We start from the raw sequence: 22,968 nt of genomic DNA on the forward strand, positions 1-22,968 counted from the left end.
TCCAGAATTCTTTATAAAACCATGTCCTGAGCCAGCTTGCTCGAGCCGCGCGGAATCAGGCGGCCGTCCAGCAAAATCTCGCGACGCGGTGCGCTTTCGCCATTGATGCGCGCCAGCAGGCGCTCGATCGCGGCAAAGCCGATGTCGTAGGTCGGCTGCTCGATGGTGCTGATGCCGCTGCCCACCAGCGGCGACCAAGACAGTTCATCGAAACACAGCAGACCGATGTCTTCCGGGAAGCGCAGTTTCATGCTTTGCAGCGCCAGCGCAATCTGCAGCGACACCATGCCGTTACCGGCCAGAATCGCGACCCTGCCGTCACCGTTCTGATTACGTCGGCGCTTCAGGAATTCGTGCACGGTCGTCGCCACGTGACCCGGCTGGTCGATGTGCACTTCCAGCGTCTCGCCATGGCAGTCAGGTCGTGTCGACATTGCCTGCAGGAAGCCGGCCTGCCGTCCCTGGCGCGAACTGACGCCCTGCAAGGGCTGCACCACCAGGCCGATATCGCTATAGCCGCTGCTCAGCAGATGCTCGGTTGCCATGCGCGCCGCGCCGACGTTGTCCAGTCCGACCAGGTCAAAATCACAGCCCTCGACGCGCCGGTCCAGCAGCACAACCGGAAACGCCGCCTGTCCCAATTCCTTCAGCGGCGTCACATTGCGCCCCTGCGTATTGAACAGCAGGCCTTCCACGCTGTAGGAATGCAAAGCCGCCAGCGATTGCTTCTCGCGCTTTTCGTCGTTGCCGGTATTGCACAGCATCAGCGTGTAGCCGTGTTCCTGGCAAGCCGCTTCGGCGCCGTGCAGCACGGCGACCGAATACGGATTCAGGATGTCCGCCACCAGCATCCCGATCAGCTTGGTGCGCCCGCCCTTGAGGCCGCGCGCCATCTGGCTTGGTTGATAGCCGAGCCGGGCGATCGTGCTGCGAATCTGTTCGCGCAGGGGCGCCGACAAGGCGTCAAGTTCGCCGCCGAGATACCGTGAAATACTTGTCTTCGACACACCCGCCTCGCGTGCGACCTGGGCAATCGTGACCTTGCCCGCGCCGGCGCTGCGCATGTGTTGCATATTGGATTTTTGTCTCACTCTACCTGCCAAATCGTTGATTGTTATCTACCGATAATCGATTGATTTGTGCTACGGGTTCCCAGGTTTCTTTTTTATGATGAATCTTTGGAACCGGTTCCAAGATAACAGCCGAAAATTTGTTTGGCAAACTATTTCACATGAAAAATTTGATGGAAAAGGATGAAAGGGATCCCGACATTTCCCCCGGGAAAAAATGTCGGCGGCGTATCCCCCGGATACTCTCGTCGTCATGCCTGGCCCATGCGCTGATACTGAGTCAGGCAAATTTCAGTGACAAACAAGCCGGGCAAGAACTACAAAATATCTCTCAAATCATTTGCTGCATCGCGATATGAGACGATACAATAAATAGAAATAGTTCTCATTATCACAATTTACCTCCCCCGCTCTCATGTCCGTTAAACGCACCCGCACCGCCCTTCTCGGGCTGATTACCCTTGCACCGTCGATCCTGCTGGCGCAAACCACAGAGTCTTCCACCCCGGCGACCGTCGCAGACACGAACCAGTTGCCCGCCGTGAACGTGACCGCCGACGGCGATGGAGAAAACCGCTACAGCGCGGTGAAAGCGCAAGTCAACAAATCATCCGTGCCGTTGTCACAGACGCCGCTGTCCATTTCGGTGGTGCCGCGCGCCGTGCTCGACAGCCAGCAGGCCGTGACGCTCGCAGACGCGCTCAAGAATGCGCCTGGCGTGGTCTCCGGCCAATACGGCCGGCGCGGATGGGATGACCTGATCATTCGCGGCCAGGTGGCGTCCGACTCGCTGTATCTGGACGGACTGCGCACTGCCGCCTCCAATCGTGTCGCCGAACAGCTGTTCGGCCTGGAACAAGTGGAAGTGCTGAAGGGACCGGCCTCACTGCTGTACGGACTGGTGCTGCCGGGCGGCCTGGTCAACATGGTCAGCAAACGTCCGCAAGGCTACGACTTCGCCAATGCCGACGTCACAGTCGGCAGCCATGACTTCCGCCAGGCGACAATCGACCTGAACAAGTCGCTGTCGGAAAACGGCAAGCAAGCCTTCCGCATCAACGGCCTGATTTCCAATGCCAATGACGCGACCGACTTTGTGTGGTATAAGAACCGCTATATCGCGCCGTCTCTCTCGCTCGATCTCGGCGCGCGCACCGACTTCACCATCCTGACCAGCTTTCAGGAACGCGGCTACATCCGCCAGCAAGGCCTGCCGCTGTCGGGATCGATCAACCCGAATCGCAACGGCACGCTGCCGCGCAGCCTCTTCATCGGCGAACCTGCGGCGCGGCCGTACAACGCCACCGAAACACGCCTGGGCTACGCGCTGACGCATCGCTTCGACGACGGCTGGACGCTGAACAACAACCTGCGCTGGCAACAGTTCGCGATGAGCGGCCAACTGGTTGCCAACAACGCGCTCACCGCCACCAGCCAGAATCTGACGCGCACCGGCACCGACCAGACCTACAATGGCCAGACTTTCACGATGGACACCAACTTGCAGCGCAGCTTCAATACTGCGGCCGGCAAGCACCAGATCACCTTCGGCTCGGATTACCTGAACACGCGCGAAGACGTGCGCTCGTTCGCCTGCACGGTGACCGCGCTGAACGTCTATAACCCGGTCTACGGCGCACGCCTGGTCTGCCCCGCCACGCCGGGCACCAACACCTCGACCACGGTGCGCGATCTGGGCATCTACCTGCGCGACCAGATCCAGTTCGGCGACCGCTGGCAGCTGCTGGCCGGCCTCCGCCGCGACAACGCTTCCACCTATTCGGACAACATCCGCACCGCTACGCACACGGACAATCCCGCCAGCGCCAACACCGGCTCGGTAGCGCTGATGGTTGAAGTGTTGCGCGGCGTGCGTCCGTACGTCAGCTATTCCACGTCGTTCTACCCGAACGCCGGCACCGACGTCGGCGGCAATACCTTCAAGCCGGAAACAGGCAAGCAGTGGGAAGCCGGCGTCAAGGTGGAACTGGATGAAGGCGTCACCAACCTGAACATGGCCTTGTTCGATCTGCGCCGCCGCAACGTGTTGCAGACCGATCCGAACAACACCACCTTCAAGATCGCGGTCGGCGAGCAGCATTCGCAAGGCGGGGAAATCGGCATCACCAGCGACTTCAGGAACGGCGTGAGCCTGATGGCAGGTTATTCCTACACCTCGGCCGTGATCAGCGACGACGGCGGACAAAAGGTCACGACCAACGGTCAATGGCTGGACAACGTCCCGCGCCACAACTTCAACACCAGCGCGCGTTACCGCTTCAAAGGCGAACTAACCGGCTGGGAGCTCAATGGCGGCGTGCACGGCCAGAGCCGCCAACGCACCAACGGCTATTCGCTGCCGGGTTACGTGCTCACCGACGTCGGCGTCGCCTACAATGCCGCGCGCTGGCGCACCGCCCTGAACGTCAAGAACATCTTCAACACGCAATACTACGCCGGCGGCCTGGCCAATGCCGTTGCGCTCGGCGACGACCGCATCGTGATGCTGACGCTGGGTTATCGCTACTGAGCCCGACCTTATGACGCAAAATGGCCGTCCGGATGTTCCTCTTGGGAACCATCGCTATTGATGCGGATTTCCGGCCGTCTTATGACGTGAGCGACGGCAGATCCTGGCGGGGTCCTGCTTTTGTTAAAAGTGTCATGAGCCGTCAAGTGTCGGGACATGGCAAGCAACGCAGAACTTGTTCCCGTCCGGGTCCCGAAAGTAGGCGCCATAGTAATTGGCATGGTATTGCGGACGAAGCCCCGGCAAGCCTTCGCAGGTGCCGCCGTTCGCCAGGGCAACCTGATGCGTCACCCGAACAGCGGCCCTGGAAGCCGCTGCGAACGCAACCATCTGCCCGTTCCCTGAGTGATGAGGCTGCCCGTCATGGGGCTTGCAAATGACAAAGAATGGGCGCTCACCGTCTGCGCTATGCCATCCCGCCCACGGCTTGTCCGGTTCACAGAACCGCATTTCGACACCAAGGCTGTCCATGACGGGACGATAGAAATTCAAGGCTCGGTCGAAATCGCTGACGCTCACGAAAATATGGGAAAACACAATGGTTCCTTAGCCTGTTTGAAGGACGGCTTCTGGCCGTTAGCAGACATGCGTTGATGCGCGTTCTACGTGATTTCCAGTCGGCTATCTGAACATCAGTGATGTATTTCTAATTTTTTGGACACTGAATACGGGTATCTACATACGCTTGAATCATGCCGGGGACCAATTTGGGTATCGAGTCCAATTTCTCGGGAGAATTGACTGCCAATATAATGGTGTCTGACGCCGTTCGCCATTTGAACTCGACCTCTTGAATGTGATTGTAATCAAGCATGGGATGACGTCCAGACACGATATCCGGCGGTCCATATTGATTTAAATGGTTCGTTAGAAGAGTGACAAACGATGAGGCCGAAAACGACTGCGGGCGATTAATCTGATACAAGTGATTCTCGCAAAACAATAGTGCGTAGGTATCAAATCCGCGCGTCTCGGAGTTGAAACGGCTGATGGCCAGGGCCGAATCCGTGCCGTTGACAATATCTCTCAGCTCGGCTGCCTTTATTTTGGCCTCCTGCAAACTCATACCGCTTTTATAGCCGCCAACATCAAATGCGCTGCAATTCAGTGAGCAACAAGTAAACAGCAAAAACAAAACGCGCTTTAACCGGCTGTGGAAGCATTTCATTCTTCTTGGTCCTTTTTCGTAGCTGCAATACATAGCCAACATCGGCGTTCCACTGTGACGCGAAGCTGTGTAGCAAGCCTGTCTATTGATTCACCACGGGCCGCGACTGGCCGATTGCTATCCCCATTGCGAACCTGGGAAGACGACTGGGCGTCAGTCTACTTGACCAGTGGTCCGAAAATCGGATTTCATTTCGCCGCTACCCGATTTAAAACTGACTTCAGTGCATCCCAATGCCAAACTGAGTCATCGATCAATTCTGCAGGGATCGGGCTCTTGCGAAGTTGAATGCATGTGGAAATTCCTTCTCGAAGCAGCATCGCTTTCATATGCAGAAGCGTACGCCGCGTTCCAGTAAGCCAACTGGATGACGCGGGTAAAACAAGTTTCACTGCCTGCTGCAGCGAACACTCAAGTTTCTGCCGGAGCAGAATAACAGCATGCTTGTCGTCCTTCCCAAATCCGGGACCCAGCACGTAGTACATAGCCCCGGCTGCGGCGACATCGTACTTGTCTTCAAGGTACTGATCGACACTCCGTGCGCTGCCGACGGTTTCGATTTGGCCGGAAACAGCATTGACAAGATGAGCAGTTACCCCGACGTAGCAACGTTCCTGGATACCTCGGACGACAAAGTCCTCACTGTTGGCGCGGATGATCCAGTAATCACCACGCTCAGACAGCGTACAGGACTGGATAGCAAAGCGTTCCCTACCCTGGGATGAAGCCTCACTGTGACGAAGTACCAGGGTCTTCGCTTGTTCTGCATCGATCATTGAATCCTAACTCTTTGAAGGCAACCCACTCCTGAAGCGCGCAATCATTCCTTGATTTGAATGGCTGTTTCTGGCCGATTTTGGACGCTTCTATCTAAGGATGATCAGTGCAACAGCCACCAAGCCACATAGAACGATGATGGTTTGAGCAACATACCACTCCTTGCGTCTCAAGTATTGCCCTCGAAATACAAAGAACTTTTGATTGCAATGCCCGCAAACTCTTGTGTACCAAAACTCATTTGACCAAGGGGTATATATGAAGCAATAGGGGCAGCAAAGTGCTTTATGTCTGTCGATTTCTTGTGTCGGATCAATGTTCATTTATCAGTTCCTCTTTTATGTCCGCACCGCCGATTGCGGTCATTCCTTTGATTGGCCGGTACGTTAGATGCGCTGTCAAAAATTATTGAATTGATACATACGCTTGCACTTGTTATAGATATTACTTCTGATCTCTTGGTTTCTTGGGGTACATCGCTGTTTGGATCTGAAGCACCACGTTGAAGCGAGGCTCTTCACCCGGCGCTTGGCCCGTGATCGTTTTCACCAACTCCACCCACGCCTCGTTACCGTACTCGTCATACCAAAATCTTTCGCCTCCTCGTGCCCCACCTGGCAATTCTCGATACTGGCTAAGTAGCTGCTTTGCTGATTTTGCACTGGGGTTACGTATGTTCGTATCATCGTCTGGGATCCACCCTGCCTGCTCCATCTTGTGAATGATGTCTTGCAGACGTCTCCATGTTTCCTCTACTCCTTCTGATTCTCGGTAGGGGCCAATACCAAACGAACGAATTGTCGTCTTCTCATACCCGATGAACACGTTGACGTATCTGACATCGTCGAGCTGCATCCGATGACGCGGATCTCGATAGATAAACGTATGAGGCCGGTCTATAACAACTCCACCAGACTTAGGTAGCGCCTCCAATTTTAGCGTTGAACGTTGGATCACTTCGTTCCACGTATCACCGATCTGCGCCTCAATTATCGGCTTCGCTATCTTATTCTCTTCGCTCGTATTCACGGTTTCACCGCAGCCATTCAATGCCGCAATCATTCCCAGAAATGCGAGTAACTGAAGCCATCGCTTCATGTACGTCTTTAAGTGGCCCCGCCTTCGGTGCCGCTGGTCGTATGGTGGCAGATATGAAGCGCAATAACGCTCACTCATTGATAGAGGGGTCATAAAATAGAGTTTGGTGAGTGTCTGTTTCTGGCCGGTTGCGGACGCATTGTTACACAGCCATTTTCGCAGCGAAGAACTGAGCAAAAACTTCGACCTTCGCCGGGCGCCTACGAGCTTTTGGAAAGACTACGTAGATAGCCGGCAACTCAGACGGAATATGTATTGCATATTCCTCCAGCAAGCGAACCAGGCGTCCGTTCCGTAGATCATCAGCGACGAGCCACTCGGGCTGAATGGTGACCCCCAGACCCGTCCGTGCCCACGCAAGCAGTGCATGCGATTCGTTGCTCGTATACATCCCTGCAACAGAAACCTTTCTGCTGACGCCATTGATTTGATAATTCCAATGCGAAGCATGTGGCTCATGACGATACAGAAGACATTGGTGCTGAGGCAGATCATCCGGATGCTCTGGCGCTCCATATTGTGCGATGTATTTGGGACTTGCACAGGTGACGCGGCGATAGGGCAATAACCTCCGAACTATAAGATCGGAATTTTTGGCATGGCCGGCGCGGAAGGCCAGATCAAAACGATTTCCAACAAGATCAACCAGCTGGTCATTTACCTGCAGATCGAGATCTATTTTAGGGAAACGTATTGAGAACTCATGCAGGTGAGGATAGATGAAGGTCATCGCTACGCCTAGTGGCAATGCTACTCGAAGAGAGCCACGTGGTTCTGCCGCGAGGCTGCGTATCGCCTCCTCTGCTTCTGCAGATTGCTCGACGATTCGTTTTGCATGTTCGTACCAAAGGCGCCCTGCTTCCGTAACGTTGATGCGACGAGTCGTGCGATCGAGCAATCGAGCGCCCAGTTTCGTTTCGGTACGAGCTAATAGCATCGTGACAGTTGCAGGCGCCAGCCCTAATACTCGCGCAGCTTGCGCCATACTGCCGGAATCAACTATCTGGCAGAAAACTTGCATATTGAAAAGTTGATCCATGTGTCGATTATTTAGGAAAGATAAAGAATCCATTAACAAGGACCTACTTTATCAAACCTCGGAAGGACCATATGATTTCCGACACCGAATCTTCATATATCAACCCAAGTGGGAAATGTCATGACTCAACGAGGAAGCTGCCTTTGTCGCCGCGTGCAGTATCAAATTGACGGCCTGCTGACCGATGTCCTAAATTGTCATTGCTCGATGTGCCGAAAGCTGCATGCATCTGCGTTTCGAACGCGCGCCAAGGTAGCGAGTAAAGATTGGAAATGGATATCAGGAGAGGAATTCGTTAAGTTCTACGAGTCCTCATCTGGTGAGCACAAAGGATTTTGCAGTGAATGTGGATCGAGTCTTTTGACGCGCTTCGACGAAAATCCGGAAGTGTTTGGCTTCCCCTTGGGGACCCTGGATACAGACCCGGGCGTGCAGGCACAACGACATGTTTTTGTCGGAAGCAAGGCACCTTGGTACCATATTACAGATCAGCTTCCTCAACACGACGAATATTAAGAATCGGTTCACTTTGAGAGAGAACGTCTGCATCTGGCCGATTGCGGCCGTCCATTACGTCAAGCTCCCGTCCTCCCGCCAATACTTCTATTCACCGGATTCGACCGTACTCATACTGACCTTCTGTTGCCAATTGACCATTTTATGAAATTACGGCAAGCACCATGTTCATGGCCGTCAACATAATTCACTTCCGACCGTAACTCACCAGATTGATAGCGGCACCGAAGAGACCGTGCCTCAACCATCTTGAGCCATCGGGGAAAGATGGCGAGAGTATCAACACTTAACTTCTTAGCTTAGCGCAGATTAGGTAGCCATTTCGCCCGAAGTCTAGACACTGACTACCCAGCCTGACCTATCTTTCTGCATTCTTTCGTCAGAGAGTGCCGGCACCCGTAGGATTTGGTGTGGGCAACGTGCCCCGTGAGCGAAGCGCACGGAATGTGTCTGTCGCGTCAATTGGTTGTTAAATTATCACCATTCCCTAGGCGCTTTTTACAAAGCGCATTCCCATTTCGATAGCGACGTCTGCTCAATTGTAAATTTTTTGCTTTTAGCAGAAAAATTACTTCAGAACATCATTTCGTTCGCCGTTAAGTAATGAAATTCCTAAGCTCCGGAATGAGGAAGATAGTCGGTATTCTTTGAAGCACACGCAGGAATTGATAAAAAAGTACATCCCTCGTCTCAGATGAATTTGTTCAATCAATGTGAGTTTGCCAAGCGTTAACGTATTTCAAGTCGATTACGAAGGTACGGTCAAACATCAACAGTCACTAACACAGTCACTAATAACTCAAAAATACCCAACATGAAACTTGCCTCCCTGACAATCAAGTCGCGTCTCGCACTTGTCATGACCGTCCTTTCCGCGCTACTACTCTCCATCGGTGCCACTGGCCTCTTCGGCATATCCACCGTCGTGAAGATCAACCGCGAGCTGTATCAGGTTCGCATGCCCAAGACCGTGGCTGCCGACAATACCTTGTTGTGGGTCGGCCGGCAACGCACCTCGCTGGACCAGGCTGCGCTGACTACCGACCCGGCTTGGGCGCAGCAAATGTACAAAACCGAAGCAGATGTCGGAAAGCAGGCGCTGGAGTGGTGGGCAAAGTATGCAGCGTTACCGCAAAGCGATCAGGGCAAGAAACTGGTGCAGGAAGTCACGGACGGTCTGACCAAGACCGAAAAAGCCATAGACGAATTCCGAGACGCGATCAAAGGCGGGGATCGCCAGCAGATTTCCGACAAGGCGCGTTTGGTCGGCACCGTCTACACGGCGATGCAAAAAAGCGGCACGCTACTCAATGAATATGAAACCGACGCTGCACGTCAAAACTACGAAGACTCGCTGACACGCTACGAAAACTTCAGGATGATTTCCATCGCGGCAATGGTGATCGGCCTGCTGCTGGCAGGTTATAGCTGGTTCTCTCTGCGCCGCGCGATCTCGCGTCCGATCGAACAGGCGCTCAAACATTTCGATGACATCGCCGAAGGCGACTTGACGCATCGGGTGAACGTGCACTCGCACGATGAAATGGGCCAGTTGTTAAAGGGCTTATCGAGGATGCAAGAAAATCTGACCAAGACCGTCTCCACCGTACGCACCGGCAGCGATGCCATCGCCACCGCGACCAAGGAAATCAGCGCCGGCAACCTCGACCTGTCTTCTCGCACAGAACAACAAGCCGCCTCGCTCGAGGAAACTGCGTCCAGCATGGAAGAACTGACTAGCACCGTGAAGCACAACGCTGACAACGCGCGTCAGGCATCGACGCTCGCCGTCAACGCTTCGCAGATCGCCAGTGCCGGCAACGACGTGGTCAGCCGGGTCGTCACCACCATGGATGAAATCCGGGACAGTTCGACCAAGATCACCGAGATCGTCGGCATCATTGACGGCATCGCCTTCCAGACAAATATCCTGGCGCTCAATGCTGCCGTCGAAGCAGCACGCGCCGGCGAGCAAGGACGCGGTTTTGCGGTGGTTGCGACCGAAGTGCGCGCCCTGGCGCAACGCTCTTCCAGCGCAGCCAAAGAGATCAAGGACCTGATCATGTTATCGGTGGAGCGCGTGCAGACCGGTTCCACGCTGGCCGGCCAGGCCGGCCAGACCATGAGCGAGATCATTGGCGCTGTGCAGCGCGTAACCGACATCATGGGGGAAATTTCTTCTGCTTCGAGCGAACAAAGTTCGGGCATCGATCAAGTTTCGCGCGCTGTCACGCAGATGGATGAAGCGACGCAACAAAACGCCGCGCTGGTCGAGCAAGCCAGCGCGGCCGCCAAGTCGCTGGAGCAACAGGCCCTGTCGCTCAAGGATGCGGTGTCGATTTTCAAGCTTATCGAACAACAAAGCGCAGTACCCCGGGCTGTCGCCTTCCCGCAGGCAGCCCGGGCGATCGCCAAGCCACATAAGTCGCCTGCGGCGAAACGTCCGGTGGCAGCACTGAGCTCACCCGCCTCCGACATCGCCAAGCCGACGGCAACGTCGGGCGACGACTGGGAAACCTTCTGATCGTACAAGGCGGCTTTATTCGTGTATGCCACTGTCGTCCGGGCATTCTTTCTGAGCAGAGAGCCGAAGGTCTGCTCAGGTATTCCATTTCTTACGCAGCCATGCTGAGGCCTCCCTGTCGCCATCTCAATGCGGCGGGACCGCTCAGCGCACACCACAATCTCACCCACTTGCAATAAGGAGGCACAGATGAGTAACGACACCACTCAACCCCCACCGCGTCGCCACTTCCTGCGACAGGTCATCACCGTCGCAGGCAGCGCTTCCCTTTCTTCTCCGCTGGCCGTCGGCAGCGGCGCCGCCGCCGCCGTGGCAGTAACCGGCGCGCATGCCGCGCAAGATCCCGCGACACCGGTATCCGCACCGGGCCTGATCGGATATGAATGCTTCAGCGCCGACGAAGCCGCGTTCACCGAAACCATGGTCAACGTGATGTGTCCGGCCGATCAGTTCACGCCCAACGGCGTCGACTGCGGCCTGGCGATTTTCATGGACCGCCAACTGGGCGGTGCCTACGGAAAAGGCGCTGGCCGCTACATGCACGGCCCCTGGACGCAAGGCAAGCCGCAGCTGGGCCTGCAGCTGCCGCTCACGCCCGAGCAGTTTTTCAAGGCCGGCGTTGAAGCCGCAAATCGCCAGGCGCAAGGAAAATTCGGCAAGACCTTCGACCAACTACAACCGGCGGAAGCCGATGCTTTCCTGGCCGCGATTGCTGACGGCAAGGTCATCGATGAGGCGGTCCCGCTGGCAGCGTGGTTCAACGAGCTGGTCTACCCCTTGTTCACGCAAGCCTGTTACGCCGACCCGCTCTACGGCGGCAACAACAACAAGGTTTTCTGGAAGATGCTGGGCTATCCCGGCTTGCCGGCGACGCACACCCTCGACATGGTCAACTATCGCGGGAAGCCTTTCCCCGGCGCGAAAGATCCCAAGTCCATCCTCGACTTCAGCTAAGGACTCACCATGATTAAAAAACTGCAAAAGCGGACGGTCGTGATCGTCGGTGGCGGCCTCACTGCGGGCCTTGTTTCACGTCAACTGACTGACCAGGGCATCGACGTGCTGGTATTGGAACGCGGCGGCGACCACACCAGCGGTGCCGAAGCCAAGCTGCCGTCGCAACGCGACGAATTGCGCTGGGACGTGCGCCAGGGCCTGGTGCAAAAATGGAATGTGCAGACCTACACGCTGCGCCATTCGCGCAACGACACCTCGCTGCCGGTACGCTGGATGGAAGCCTTCCTGCCCGGTGAAGGCATGGGCGGCGCGGCCAATCACTGGAACGGCCACACCTGGCGCTGGTCGGAGTACGAACCGACCTTGCGCACGCACTACGTCAATCGCTACGGCGCCAAGGTAATTCCCGTCAATATGCCGCTGCAGGATTGGGGCGTTACCTACAAGGAAATGGAGCCGCACCACGATCTGTTCGAGAAGCTGTTCGGCATCTCCGGCAAAGCCGGTAACATCAACGGAAAAAAACAGCCAGGCGGCAATCCGTTCGAAGCGCCGCGCCGCGGCGAATATCCGCAAAAGCCGCTGGAGATAACCGAAGCCGGTTCGATCTTCCGGCAGACTGCCGAAAAATTGGGCTACCATCCGTTTCCCACTCCGGCCGCCAACTCCTCCGGCGTGTACACCAATCCGGACGGCCAGAAGCTCGGCCAGTGCCAGTATTGCGGCCACTGCGAACGCTTCATTTGTGAAGCGCAAGCCAAGGGTTCTCCGGAAGTCTTGCTGTATCCGATGCTCAAGCAGCGCAAGGGTTTTGAATTGCGTCTGAACAGCCATGTACTGGGCGTCAACTATGATCAGAAGGCCAAGCGCGTCACGGGCGTGCGTTATCTCGACCTGCTTAGTGGCCAGGAATACGAACAGCCGGCGGATGTCGTGGTGCTGGGCGCGTTCACCATGACCAACACCAAGCTGCTCCTGCTAGACAAGATCGGCACCCCCTATGATCCATCCACCGGCAAGGGCGTGGTCGGTAAAAACTTCTGCTACCAGACCACCTCGTCGGTGAACGTCTTCATGAAGGACCGCTGGACCAACCCGTTCCTGTCCACCGGCAGCACCGGCACGGTGATTGACGACTTCAACAACGACAACTTTGACCATACCGGCCTCGGCTTCCTCGGCGGTGGCATGATCAGCGCCAACATGTTCAGCGGCCGTCCCATTGTTGCACGCCGCCTGCCGCCGGGCACGCCCCGCTGGGGCACCAAGTGGAAGCAGGCCAACGTCGACTGGTATGCACACTCTTTCGGCATGTCGATCCAGGGCAGCTGTTATCCGAACACGGAGAACTTCCTCGACCTCGATCCGGTATACAAGGACGCTTACGGCCAGCCACTGGTACGCATGACTTTTGACTGGCGCGACAACGAAACCAAGATGTCGGCATACGTCACCAAGAAGATGGAAGACATCGCCAAGGCCATGGGAGCCGACATCGTCGGTCCGGCGGTACCACGAAAAAGTCCGTTCGACATCCGAGCGTACCAGACCACGCACATCACCGGTGGCACCGCTATGGGTTCTGATCCGTCGCACAGCGTCGTCTCGCCGCACTTGCAGCATTGGGATGCTCAGAATCTGTTCGTGGTCGGCGCATCGGTGTTTCAGCACAACGCCGGCTACAACCCGACCGGCCCGCTGGCGGCACTGGCGCTGCGACTAGGCGACGACTTGGTGCAATACGTGCAGCGTCCACGCATGCTGTGATGAAAAACAGCGATTGAAATTTTTCAGGAGTCAACAATGATGAATAAAATACCGCAACTACGTCAGGCAGTACTTACTGCCGCGATCGTACTGGCAGGTGCTGCGACACCTGCACATGCGCAAGACGTCAACGCCGGAAAACAAGTCTATGCGCAATGCGCGGCGTGCCATGCCGTGACAGCGAGCAACGGCGTCGGCCCCGGCCTGCTGGGGATTGTCGGCCGCAGGTCGGCGGCGGCGCCAGGCTTTCGCTACAGCCCGGCGCTCAAACGCGCCAATCTGACATGGGATGAAAAGACCCTCGACACCTACATCGCCGATCCGCAAAAAGTGGTGCCGGGCAATCTGATGCCCTTCTCCGGCATTGCCGACGCCAGGCAGCGCGCCGATCTGATTGCGTATCTGAATACGATCAAATAAGCAGTCCGGGCCTGTCCGCCAGCACGGCTTGTGGTTCGTGCTGGAATTCTGTGAGATCGGCGGAGATTTCCAGTGTCCGAAAACTGCTGAGGCCGTGTAAAAACGTGGAGAATTCCAAGCCATCGAAAAATCGGCATTCGTTCAATTTTCTCAATATCGGGAAGAGTCTTTCTCTCCACGATTTTTTTGAAAATTTGCGTTTTTACACAGCCTCGGTCGTTTTTGGACGTTGGTCGTCTCTTCAGCGGACCTGAACCTTCCGCATCCGCCCCGTGGCACATCGCGCATCTTCCAATGAGCAGCGTCTCTCCATTGCCGGCATAGGCAGAGGACATCGGCATCATGCCCGAGGCGATAAGCAACTACGGCAGAAGAAGCTTGGCGCTCCACATTGCCTCTTCCTCCCAGCCAATACATCGATACAGCATTCTGTTTTGATCCTTTCACAAACATAAAACGCCTACCCCTTGTTCGCCCACCCTGCTTCCCTGGCAAACCACGTCGTCAAAAAATCAATAAATGCACTGACCTTGGCAGAAAGATGCGCGCGCTCCGGGTAGACGGCAAAGATATCCGCTCCCGGCAGCGACCATTCTCCCAGCACCTGCACCAGCTTGCCGGCCTTGATGTAGGCATGCACATCCCATTCGGAACGCATCAGGATGCCGTGGCCTTCCAGCGCCCATACGACCCCGGTTTCGCCGTCGTTGGTGCTCAGGCTGCCCCGGACTTTGACGGTCTCTTGCTTGCTGCCGCGCGCGAGATGCCAGGTGCCGTAGGCGGCGTCGCTTTCGCGCAAGACGATGCATTGGTGCGTTTGCAGGTCTCTGGGGACTAACGGCGTACCGGCTCTTTTCAGGTAGGCCGGCGCGGCGCAAAGCAATCTCTTGTTCGAGACGATTTTCCTGGCGACCATTCTTGAGTCCGGCACGGTGCCGAACCAAATGCCGATGTCGAATGCCTTGTCGGCCAGGTTGATGGAGCGGTCGGTGAGTTCCAGCTGCACCTCCACTTCCGGATAGCGCCGTACGAATGCCGCGATCGCCGGCGTGATGTGGCGCCGGCCGAACCCGAAGGTGGCGTTGACCCGCAGCATGCCCTTGGGGACGCCGCGGCTGCTGGAGACCGTCTGCTCCAGTTCCTGCAGTTCCGCCAGCAGCTTGGCGCCGGTCGCCAGGTACACCTCGCCTTCATGCGTCACGCTGATGCGGCGCGTGGTGCGATTGAGCAGTCTGACGCCGAGTCGCTTTTCGATCTGTGCCAGCCGCGACGTCACCGCCGGCGGTGTGACGCCCAGCTCTCTGGCAAGCGAAGCCAGCGATCCCTGCTTCACCAGCTGAATGAAAAACTCCAGGTCGGATACACGGTCCATTATTAAAATTAACTAAATAATAAATGTAATTAATATGAATTATAAATATCCGCAGAATTATTACACTTCCTCCTCATGAAGTGCGCAAAAGTTTTTGCGCAGCTTGAAGCCCGCGAACGCACGAGCGCACAAGGAGGAGGCAACATGGCAAGGACGCTGTATCAAAAACTGGTGGAATCACATACGGTGGCGCGGCTCGACGAGCAGAACGTGCTGCTCTATGCCGACCTGCACATCATGAACGAATACACCAGCCCGCAGGCATTCGCCGGGCTGCACGAAGCCGGACGCCCGGTGGCCGTGCCGGGCCAGCACTTGTCGGTGGTGGACCATATCATCCCGACGCATCCGGTGAGTTTCCGGATCATCCAGGATCCGTCGTCCGCGCTGCAAGCCAGCAATCTCGCAAAAAACTGCAGCGAACACGGCATCGTGCTGTTCGACACCAACGATGCCTTGCAGGGCATCGAACACGTCATCGCGCCGGAACTGGGCATGATCCGCCCCGGCATGGTGGTGCTGTGCGGCGACAGCCACACCACGACCTATGGCGCGTTCGGCGCGCTCGGCTTTGGCATCGGCACGTCGGAAGTCGAGCACGTGCTGGCGACCCAGACGCTGGTGTACCGGCTGGCCAGGGACATGCGCATCCGCGTGGATGGCGTGCTGCCGCCGGGCTCCAGCGCCAAGGACCTGATCATGTACATCATCGGCTGTATCGGCGCCCAAGGCGCGCGCGGCTACGTGGTGGAGTTTCAGGGGAGCGCCATCGCGGCGCTGTCGATGGAAGCGCGCATGACTCTCTGCAACATGGCCGTGGAAGCCGGCGCACGCGGCGCCCTGGTCGCCCCCGATGACGCCGCCATCCGATACGTAATGGAACACGCGCCGGAAATCGCCGCTCAGTACAAGGATGCCGCACTTGCGGACTGGGCGACGCTGCAGAGCGACAGCGGCGCCGCGTTCGATGTCGAACATGTATTCGATGCGAATGAAGTCGCCCCTTACGTCACCTGGGGCACCAGCCCCGACCAGGCCGTGCCGGTAACCGGAAAAGTCCCCGCGCCGGCATCCGAACTAGACCCCGTGGTGCGCGCCGCATCGGAACAGGCGCTGCGCTACACCGGCCTGCAAAGCGGCACGAACATGGAAGGCATTGCCGTGCAACGGGTGTTCATCGGCTCGTGCACCAATGCCCGTATCGAAGATCTGCGCATCGTGGCGGGCATCGTCAAGGGACGCAAAGTGGCGCCGTCGGTGCGCGCCATGGTGGTGCCGGGATCCGGCGCCGTGCGCAGGCAGGCCGAGCGGGAAGGCATCGCCAGGATACTGATGGACAGCGGTTTCGAGTGGCGCCAGCCAGGCTGCTCCATGTGCCTGGCGATGAACGACGATTTCCTGCTGCCGGGCGAGCGCTGCGCCTCCACCACCAACAGAAACTTCGAAGGACGCCAGGGACGCGGCGGCATCACGCATCTGATGAGCCCGGCGATGGCGGCCGCAGCGGCCATTACCGGCTACATCACCGATGTTCGCAAATTAGGAGAAAACCATGTCTGACACGACCGGCATCGCGGATATTTCGAATATTGCGGATACCTCGCGCATCGAAGGCATCGCCGCATCGCTGCCCACCCCGAATCTGGATACCGACCAGATCATGCCCAAGCAGTTCTTGCGCGGCATCGATAAAACCGGCCTGGACCGAGGCTTGCTGTATGACCTGCGCCATGACGCCGATCACCGGCTGCGCCCCGATTTCGTTCTCAACCAGCCGGCGTATCAGGGCGCCTCTATCATCGTCGCCGGCAGCAATTTCGGCTGCGGTTCGAGCCGCGAACACGCGGTGTGGGGCTTGCAGCAATTCGGCATCCGCGCGGTCATCGCCCCCAGTTTCGGCGAGATTTTTTACAGCAACGCCATGAACAACCGCTTGCTGCTGGTGATGCTGCCTGAAACGGACGTGCAAAGAATCATGGAAGACGTGTCCGATCCGCTGACCAGCGAGGTGCTGATCGACGTCAACAGCATGACGGTCAGGAGCCGCAGAGTGGAAGCCGCATTCAGCCTGTCGGCCCGGCATCGTCGCATGTTCCTCGAGGGCCTCGACGTCATCGGCGCGACCTTGTCGCTGCAAGACGAGATCAGCGCGTTCCAGCAGCAGCACTGGCAACGACGTCCTTGGCTGCATGACATCGCTCACGCCACAAGAGCACGCATCAACGCAAGCTCGCCCGCCAAACCCTCAGGTAACCGCTAGCAGCATTTCTTGAATCAAGCGGCGGCCGGCCACACAAGAAAAAAAGGCCGCCGCTCCACCTACGGAGACACACATGGAAGCAACTTCAATCGCGTCACCACGCACCCGGCAAGGCATATGGCAAGCCATCAGCAACTATAAAATCGGGCCGCTGCCTTTGCCGGTCTATGTCGCCATCGCGGCGATCACCATCCTTGCCGCAACCAACAAGAAGCTGCCCAACGACATGATCGGCGGCTTTGCCGTGCTGATGCTCGCCGGATTTCTGCTCGGCGAAATCGGCAGTCGGCTGCCCGTCTTCAAGCACATCGGCGGCGCGGCGATTCTGTGCCTGTTTGTGCCTTCGGCGCTGATCGGCTTCAAGCTGATGGATCCGGAAATGCTCAAGGCCATCACCACCACCATGAAGACGGCGAATCTGCAGTATCTGTACATCGCCTGCCTGGTTGCCGGCAGCATCCTCGGCATGAGCCACAAGGTGCTGGTGCAGGGCTTCATGCGCATGTTCCCGCCCCTGCTGATCGGCTCGATCGTCGCCATCGCGGTGGGCATTTCCGTCGGCTGGCTGTTTGGCTACACGCCCAGGCACACCTTCTTCTTCATCATCATTCCGATCTTCGGCGGCGGCATCGGCGAAGGAATACTGCCGCTCTCCATCGGCTATTCCGAAATCCTCGGCAAGCCGCAGGCAGAACTGATCGCCATGCTGGTCCCTGCTGCACTGCTGGGCAATGTCGTCGCGATTCTGTCGAGCGGTGTGCTGCGCTGGATTGGCGACAAGAAGCCGCATCTGAATGGCAACGGCTTCCTGGTCAAGTCCGGGGAAGATGTCGACCTGCTCAAGACCGATCACACCAATGTCCCGATTGACCTCGGCCTGATGGGCGCCGGCCTGCTGGTCAGCTGCGCCTTCTTCATCCTCGGCGCGGTGCTGTCGGAATACACCGGCATTCCCGGTCCTATCCTGATGATCATCAGCGCGGCCTTGCTGAAGGTGGTCAAGCTGGTTCCCGAGAAAGTCGAACTGGGCGCCTACCAGATGTACAAGTTCGTTTCCGGCAACCTGACGTTTGCCATCCTGGTCGGCCTGGGTGCGCTGTTTGTATCGTGGAAAGATCTGGTGCATGCCTTCACGCCGGCTTACTTCGCAGTCTGCGCCGCTACCGTGGTTTCGCTGGTGGCATCCGGCTTCTTCGTCGGCAAGTGGCTCAACATGTATCCGGTGGAGTCGGGCATCGTCACGGCATGCCACAGCGGCCTGGGAGGAACCGGCGACGTTGCGATTCTGTCCGCGTCCAATCGCATGGGGCTGATGCCGTTCGCACAGATCTCCACGCGCATCGGCGGCGCCGTCATGATCGTGTGCGCCACCCTTCTGCTGAAATTCTTCAGCTAGACCGGAACGATTGTCGGTTAGTGCAGTGTCCACCGTGCGGGCGCCGCACTACTGAACCGCGACCTGCAAATCGGCGGTATGCGCCTTCACCGCCGCCAATACGATCTCGCTCAGTTCCGAGCCGCCCTCCTGCTCCACATACTCGAGCAAAGCGCGGCGCATGCGCGGCTCCCAGAAACGCTTGATGTGCGCGGCAAGATCTTTTTCGGCTTGCGCGCGATCCGGCATGGTCGAGAAAAAATCGCCGATCTGGTTGGCCATCTTGACGAGGTGCTGAAGGTTCATGATGTTGTCTCGATTCTGTTAGATCATCGTCAGACCAGGCGATGCGATCCGGCATAGACGACATGTCCTTGCCGCCGCACGAAGCCGATCAGCGTAACGTCGGTTTCCTTCGCCAGCCGGATCGCCAGCGCGGTCGGCGCCGAAATCGCGGCGATGAAGCCGATGCCGACGGTGGCCGCCTTTTGCACCATTTCGTAACTGGCGCGGCTGGTGATGATCACGGCGCCTGCCGAAAAGTCCTGCTTGTCTTCGGCCAATGCGCCGATCAGTTTGTCGAGTGCGTTGTGGCGGCCGACGTCTTCGCGCACCAGCTTGATCTTGCCGTCGCGGCCCAGCCATGCCGCCGCATGCGTGGCGCCGGTCTGCTGCTGCAGTTGCTGCTGCGCCTGCATCGCCTCCAGCGCCGCATGCAGCGTGCCGGCGGAAAATTGCAGCGCGCCGGCCTGCACCGCCGCCGGATGGCGCACCGCCTGCTCCAGCGTTTCCGCGCCGCACAAGCCGCAGCCGGTGCGGCCGGTCAGATTGCGGCGTTTTTCCTTCAGCGCGACAAAACGCTCGGTGGCCACGTTCATCTGCACCTGGATACCTTCGGCGCCCTGCACGATCTCGCAATCATAGAGTTCGCCGGGATCGGCCAGGATGCCTTCGGTCAATGAAAAGCCGAGCGCAAAATCTTCCAGGTCGGCCGGCGTAGCCATCATCACGGCGTGCGAAATGCCGTTGTACTCCAGCGCGATCGGGACTTCTTCGGCGACCACGTCGGTGACGGCTTCACACCGGCCGTCGCGCCATTTCTCCACCTCGACGCGAGCCGCCGTAGCGAACTCCGCAGGGGTGTCGTCGGGCGAAGGAATGGGACATGCGTTCATTGACTGCTTCTTTCTCTATTGCGTTGTTCGTTATTTGGTGACCAAAGGTTCCTGAGACACCTTCTCCCCTTGCAGCAAACGCACTTGTTCCCGATGGAACTCCTGATAATGCTGCTGCCATTGCGACGGCTGCGAGACCGGCATGACCTGTACCGCCGTCACCTTGTATTCGGGGCAATTGGTGGCCCAGTCCGAGTTGTCGGTGGTGATCACGTTGGCGCCCGACTCGGGGAAGTGGAACGTGGTGTAGACCACGCCCGGCTGCACCCGGTCGGTTACCGTCGCGCGCAACACCGTCTGTCCGGCGCGCGACTCAATGCCGACCCAATCGCCTTCGCGCACGCCGCGGTCTTCGGCGTCGTGCGGATGGATTTCCAGGCGGTCTTCATCGTGCCATTGCGAATTCTCCGTGCGGCGCGTCTGCGCACCGACGTTGTATTGCGACAGGATGCGGCCGGTGGTCAGGATCAGCGGATAACGCTGCGTCACCTTCTCGTCCGTGGCGAAATATTGCGTATTGAGGAACTTGCCCTTGCCGCGGATGAAGCTGCCGATGTGCATGATCGGCGTGCCTTCCGGCGCCGCGTCGTTGCACGGCCACTGGATGCTGCCGAGGCGCTCCAGCTTGTCGTAGCTGACGCCGTGGAAGCTTGGCGTCAGGGCCGCGATTTCATCCATGATTTCCGACGGATGATTGTACGGCATCGGGTAGCCGAGCGCTTCGGCCAGCGCCACCGTGACTTCCCAGTCGGACTTGCCGGACTTCGACGGCATCACCTTGCGCACGCGCGAGATGCGGCGCTCGGCGTTGGTGAAGGTGCCGTCCTTTTCGAGGAAGGACGAACCCGGCAGGAACACATGCGCGTACTTGGCGGTTTCGTTGAGGAACAGGTCCTGCACCACGATGCATTCCATCTGCTGCAAGGCGGCCGCGACGTGCTGGGTGTTCGGGTCGGATTGGACGATGTCCTCGCCCTCGCAATACAGCCCCTTGAAGCTGCCGTCGAGCGCAGCGTCGAACATGTTCGGAATGCGCAAACCCGGCTCCGGATTGAGCGTCACGCCCCAGGCCTGTTCGAACTGCGAGCGCACCGTCGAATCCGAGATGTGGCGATAGCCCGGCAATTCATGCGGGAAGGAACCCATGTCGCAGGAACCCTGCACGTTGTTCTGGCCGCGTAGCGGATTGACGCCGACGCCTTCACGGCCGACGTTGCCGGTGGCCATCGCCAGGTTGGCGATGCCGATCACCATGGTCGAACCTTGCGCATGTTCGGTCACGCCCAGGCCGTAATAGATCGCGCCGTTGCCGCCGGTGGCGAACAGGCGCGCCGCGCCGCGCAGTTCTTCCGCCGGCACGCCGCAGACGGCCGACATGGCTTCCGGCGAATTGTCCGGACGCAGCACGAACTCTTTCCACTGCTCATAGGACTGCACGTCGCAGCGTTCCTTGATGTACTCCTCGCTTTGCAGGCCTTCGGACAGGATCACGTGCGCCAGCGCGGTGATGACGGCCACGTTGGTGCCGGGACGCAGCTTGAGGTGGTAATCGGCCTGGATGTGCGCCGACTTGACCATTTCAGTGGTGCGCGGATCGATCACGATCAGCTTCGCGCCCTGGCGCAGGCGGCGCTTCATCTGCGAGGCGAACACCGGGTGCGCCGACGCCGGATTGGCGCCGATGATCATGATGACGTCGGACTTCATCACCGAGTCGAAGGTCTGGGTGCCGGCCGACTCGCCCAAGGTTTGCTTGAGGCCGTAGCCGGTCGGCGAATGGCAGACCCGCGCGCAGGTGTCGACGTTATTGTTGCCGAAGGCGGCGCGCACCAGCTTTTGCACCAGGTAGGTTTCTTCGTTGGTGCAGCGCGAAGACGTGATGCCGCCGATGGAGTCCTTGCCGTGTTTGGTCTGGATGCGACGGAACTCGCTGGCGGTGTGGCTCAGCGCCTCTTCCCACGACACCTCGCGCCACGGGTCGGTGATCTTGCTGCGGATCATCGGCTTGGTGATTCGGTCCTTGTGAGTCGCATAACCCCAGGCAAAGCGGCCCTTGACGCAGGAATGGCCGTGGTTGGCTTTGCCGTCCTTGTACGGCACCATGCGCACCACTTCGTTGCCCTTCATCTCGGCCTTGAACGCGCAGCCGACGCCGCAATAGGCGCAGGTGGTGACCTTGCTGTGCTCGGCCTGCCCCATCATGATCACGGTCTTCTCGGTCAGCGTCGCGGTTGGGCAAGCCTGCACGCAGGCGCCGCAGGAGACGCATTCGGATTCCATGAAACTGTCCATCTGGCCGGCCGAGACGCGCGACTCGAAGCCGCGGCCGTTGATGGTCAGCGCGAAGGTGCCTTGCGTTTCTTCGCAGGCGCGCACGCAGCGGTTGCAGACGATGCACTTGGACGGATCGTAGGTGAAGTAAGGATTGGATTCGTCCTTCTTCATCTCGATGTGGTTTTCGCCTTCGTAGCCGTAGCGCACCTCGCGCAGGCCGACCGTACCGGCCATGTCCTGCAGTTCGCAATTGCCGTTGGTCGGGCAGGTCAGGCAATCGAGCGGATGGTCGGAAATATACAATTCCATCACGCCGCGCCGGATATCGGCCAGCTTGGGCGTCTGCGTCAGCACCTTCATGCCCGGTTCGCACGGCGTGGTGCAGGAAGCCGGATAACCTTTCATCTTGCGGCCGTCGCGGCCTTCGATCTCGACCAGGCACAGGCGGCAGGAGCCGAACGGTTCCAAGCTGTCGGTGGCGCACAGCTTGGGTACGTTGATGCCTGCCTCCACTGCGGCCCGCATGACCGAGGTGCCGGCCGGCACGGTGACGGCGACGCCGTCGATTTCCAGGGTGACTTCCTGTTCGGAGACACGCGCCGGCGTGCCGTAATCTGTTTCGTTGAGCTGGTTCATGGCGACAACT

General features: G+C 58.2%; 19 protein-coding genes. 9 read left to right on the forward strand and 10 right to left on the reverse strand.

Going from position 1 to position 22,968, the window contains the following annotated elements; translation table 11 throughout:
- Nucleotides 1–11 precede the first annotated feature (11 nt).
- Nucleotides 12–1,073 carry a LacI family DNA-binding transcriptional regulator gene (locus tag F506_RS17210; RefSeq protein ID WP_144424081.1) on the reverse strand — a complete coding sequence of 354 codons (1,062 nt, stop codon included), beginning with the start codon at nt 1,071–1,073 and terminating at the stop codon, nt 12–14.
- A 412-nt stretch (nt 1,074–1,485) separates the two neighbouring features.
- On the opposite strand from F506_RS17210, the gene F506_RS17215 reads away from it, so the two are divergent.
- The gene (locus F506_RS17215; protein ID WP_053199431.1) at nt 1,486–3,600 is read left to right on the forward strand and encodes a TonB-dependent siderophore receptor; all 2,115 of its coding nucleotides are present in this window, start codon (nt 1,486–1,488) and stop codon (nt 3,598–3,600) included.
- A gap of 132 nt (nt 3,601–3,732) precedes the next feature.
- On the opposite strand, the gene F506_RS17220 is transcribed toward F506_RS17215, so the two are convergent.
- From F506_RS17220 to F506_RS17240, 5 genes are all read right to left on the reverse strand, one after another.
- Nucleotides 3,733–4,137 carry a VOC family protein gene (locus tag F506_RS17220; protein ID WP_053199433.1) on the reverse strand — a complete coding sequence of 135 codons (405 nt, stop codon included), beginning with the start codon at nt 4,135–4,137 and terminating at the stop codon, nt 3,733–3,735.
- 109 nt (nt 4,138–4,246) lie between these two features.
- Nucleotides 4,247–4,810 (reverse strand): hypothetical protein, encoded by a 564-nt coding sequence (locus F506_RS17225; protein WP_144424082.1) that lies wholly within the window; start codon nt 4,808–4,810, stop codon nt 4,247–4,249.
- Nucleotides 4,811–4,956: 146 nt separating this feature from the next.
- Complete coding sequence (locus F506_RS17230) at nt 4,957–5,544, reverse strand: hypothetical protein (protein ID WP_053199437.1); 588 nt, start codon at nt 5,542–5,544, stop codon at nt 4,957–4,959.
- 445 nt (nt 5,545–5,989) lie between these two features.
- Nucleotides 5,990–6,643, reverse strand: a complete 654-nt coding sequence (locus F506_RS17235) for a hypothetical protein (RefSeq protein WP_053199439.1) — start codon at nt 6,641–6,643, stop codon at nt 5,990–5,992.
- Nucleotides 6,644–6,785: 142 nt separating this feature from the next.
- A complete protein-coding gene (locus tag F506_RS17240; RefSeq protein WP_235471197.1) occupies nt 6,786–7,682 on the reverse strand; it encodes a LysR family transcriptional regulator in 897 nt (298 codons plus the stop codon).
- A gap of 120 nt (nt 7,683–7,802) precedes the next feature.
- Here F506_RS17240 and F506_RS22760 point away from each other — a divergent pair, with 120 nt between their 5' ends.
- The 5 genes from F506_RS22760 to F506_RS17265 all read left to right on the forward strand — a co-directional run bounded on the left by F506_RS22760 (nt 7,803) and on the right by F506_RS17265 (nt 13,866).
- Nucleotides 7,803–8,198, forward strand: a complete 396-nt coding sequence (locus tag F506_RS22760) for a GFA family protein (protein WP_083457981.1) — start codon at nt 7,803–7,805, stop codon at nt 8,196–8,198.
- Nucleotides 8,199–9,012: 814 nt separating this feature from the next.
- Nucleotides 9,013–10,722 (forward strand): methyl-accepting chemotaxis protein, encoded by a 1,710-nt coding sequence (locus F506_RS17250; protein WP_053199447.1) that lies wholly within the window; start codon nt 9,013–9,015, stop codon nt 10,720–10,722.
- A 189-nt stretch (nt 10,723–10,911) separates the two neighbouring features.
- Nucleotides 10,912–11,676 carry a gluconate 2-dehydrogenase subunit 3 family protein gene (locus tag F506_RS17255; protein ID WP_053199450.1) on the forward strand — a complete coding sequence of 255 codons (765 nt, stop codon included), beginning with the start codon at nt 10,912–10,914 and terminating at the stop codon, nt 11,674–11,676.
- 9 nt (nt 11,677–11,685) lie between these two features.
- Nucleotides 11,686–13,446, forward strand: coding sequence for a GMC family oxidoreductase (locus F506_RS17260; protein WP_053199452.1), 1,761 nt, complete (start codon nt 11,686–11,688; stop codon nt 13,444–13,446).
- Nucleotides 13,447–13,482: 36 nt separating this feature from the next.
- On the forward strand, nt 13,483–13,866 hold the full coding sequence (locus F506_RS17265; RefSeq protein ID WP_235471198.1) for a c-type cytochrome: 384 nt from the start codon (nt 13,483–13,485) through the stop codon (nt 13,864–13,866).
- A gap of 460 nt (nt 13,867–14,326) precedes the next feature.
- Here the strand turns inward: F506_RS17265 and F506_RS17270 are convergent, their stop codons facing one another.
- A complete protein-coding gene (locus F506_RS17270; protein ID WP_053199455.1) occupies nt 14,327–15,238 on the reverse strand; it encodes a LysR substrate-binding domain-containing protein in 912 nt (303 codons plus the stop codon).
- 144 nt (nt 15,239–15,382) lie between these two features.
- On the opposite strand from F506_RS17270, the gene leuC reads away from it, so the two are divergent.
- The 3 genes from leuC to F506_RS17285 all read left to right on the forward strand — a co-directional run bounded on the left by leuC (nt 15,383) and on the right by F506_RS17285 (nt 18,894).
- Nucleotides 15,383–16,798, forward strand: a complete 1,416-nt coding sequence (leuC, locus tag F506_RS17275) for a 3-isopropylmalate dehydratase large subunit (protein WP_053199457.1) — start codon at nt 15,383–15,385, stop codon at nt 16,796–16,798.
- On the forward strand, nt 16,791–17,498 hold the full coding sequence (gene leuD / locus F506_RS17280) for a 3-isopropylmalate dehydratase small subunit (RefSeq protein ID WP_235471199.1): 708 nt from the start codon (nt 16,791–16,793) through the stop codon (nt 17,496–17,498). Before leuC ends, leuD begins: the two co-directional genes overlap by 8 nt.
- A gap of 73 nt (nt 17,499–17,571) precedes the next feature.
- Entirely contained in the window at nt 17,572–18,894 is a 1,323-nt protein-coding gene (locus tag F506_RS17285; protein ID WP_053199459.1) for a 2-hydroxycarboxylate transporter family protein, read from the forward strand.
- A gap of 48 nt (nt 18,895–18,942) precedes the next feature.
- On the opposite strand, the gene F506_RS17290 is transcribed toward F506_RS17285, so the two are convergent.
- Genes F506_RS17290 through fdhF form a run of 3 tightly spaced genes read right to left on the reverse strand, consistent with a single transcriptional unit; the run spans nt 18,943 to nt 22,958 of the window.
- On the reverse strand, nt 18,943–19,179 hold the full coding sequence (locus F506_RS17290; protein ID WP_053199461.1) for a formate dehydrogenase subunit delta: 237 nt from the start codon (nt 19,177–19,179) through the stop codon (nt 18,943–18,945).
- Nucleotides 19,180–19,208: 29 nt separating this feature from the next.
- Nucleotides 19,209–20,048, reverse strand: a complete 840-nt coding sequence (gene fdhD, locus F506_RS17295) for a formate dehydrogenase accessory sulfurtransferase FdhD (protein WP_053199464.1) — start codon at nt 20,046–20,048, stop codon at nt 19,209–19,211.
- A 30-nt stretch (nt 20,049–20,078) separates the two neighbouring features.
- A complete protein-coding gene (fdhF, locus tag F506_RS17300) occupies nt 20,079–22,958 on the reverse strand; it encodes a formate dehydrogenase subunit alpha (protein WP_053199466.1) in 2,880 nt (959 codons plus the stop codon).
- Between the last annotated feature and the right edge of the window lie 10 nt (nt 22,959–22,968).

Origin of the sequence: Herbaspirillum hiltneri N3, from assembly GCF_001267925.1 — a bacterium.
Classification (GTDB): Bacteria; Pseudomonadota; Gammaproteobacteria; order Burkholderiales; family Burkholderiaceae_D; genus Herbaspirillum; species Herbaspirillum hiltneri.